1 protein-coding gene is annotated in these 1,243 nt (G+C 35.2%); it reads right to left on the bottom strand.

Annotation, left to right across the window (positions count from 1 at the left end; all coding sequences use genetic code 11):
- Positions 1–141: 141 nt before the first annotated feature.
- Positions 142–843, bottom strand: coding sequence for a Crp/Fnr family transcriptional regulator (locus JZO83_RS14250; RefSeq protein WP_206857110.1), 702 nt, complete (start codon positions 841–843; stop codon positions 142–144).
- Positions 844–1,243: the final 400 nt, after the last annotated feature.

The following is a 1,243-nucleotide window of genomic DNA, read 5'->3' as shown; positions in this document are numbered from 1 at the left end:
AACAGCTAGATTTGAAAATATGTCTTGCCTATTTTCAAATCTAGCTGTTTGTTAATACACATTTAATAAAAGTAATTTTGATTGTGTACAAGATTTAAGCAAATTTCTAGAAGCTATTGTATTAAGATCGATATAAAAACTTCACTCCCGCCACCCCGGCGTCACTGCCTCCTTACAAAACGTAAATCGTTTCTTATCGTAATCCAGCAACCCTGAATCTTTCAGCTGCTTGATGACTTGTCCGGCAGTCTCACGTGTGGTGCCGCTATTCACAGCAAGTTCTTTCAGCGTGATAGGGTAAGGGATTGATACGTGGCCATCTTCTGTAGGGATTCCTAATTCTTCTTTTAAAACAAATAGGTTTTGCTTTACTCGGTCAAAGGCACTGGAAGTCAAGCCGATTTGGATGCGTAGTTCATGCATCTGGACGACTTTAGCTAATTTTTGGATCATATAGATCAATTGGCTAGGATTGTTTCTGACGATTTTTTCATAACAAGCGACAGGGAAGTAAAATGTTTCGATATCGGTCATGGCTTGTGCTGTATACGTATAGGTTCCTTCTTCAAAAATACCGGACATTGGAAAAAGATTATTTGCGGTGACATAATCATAGTAGTAATAAGTGGCGCTTTCGTCATAACGCTCTAAGCGAATCAGGCCTTCTGATAGTACATAGAATCGCTGACGTTCATCTCCTTCATCAAAGAGTACTTGTCCTTTCTTATATGAACGTAGGACAGTCTGCTCTTTGAGTTCTTCAAATTCTTCATCAGTAAAGTGTTCAAAATCAGGTTGATATCTGAGTTTAGAAAAATGATAGTCGATTTTATTTATACGCATGGATATTCCTACTTCCTAATTAATACTTTAGTTCTATTGTGACTTCTTTTAATTCTTTTGTAAAGCTTTAGCCCAGTCCTTTAGAAACAAAAATTTACTAGATAAACTTATTTTTCCTTTTCCTAAAGTCCAGCCAAAGAATTGTTTCAACTACTTAGAAAGGGATAATGATTAATCTAATAATCAACCAGCATTCAGATCCAAAGAAATAATGACGAACAGTCGTAAACACATTCATGTTTTTGACTATTTTTCAAAAGAGAGGACATAACGATTTATAAAGATCAGTCATAAATACCATTTGGTACTGTCCGTAGAATCACGTTTCTTAGAAAAGAGAAAATACACGCAGATAAAAGCAATTTATTATAAAAAATCAATAGGCTTTGTTATTATGTAA

The sequence above is a fragment of the Enterococcus sp. DIV1298c genome (assembly GCF_017316315.1).
Lineage (GTDB): Bacteria > Bacillota > Bacilli > Lactobacillales > Enterococcaceae > Enterococcus_B > Enterococcus_B mangumiae.
Note: the sequence above shows the minus strand (reverse complement) of the source record. Positions and strands in the feature narration are given on the sequence as shown.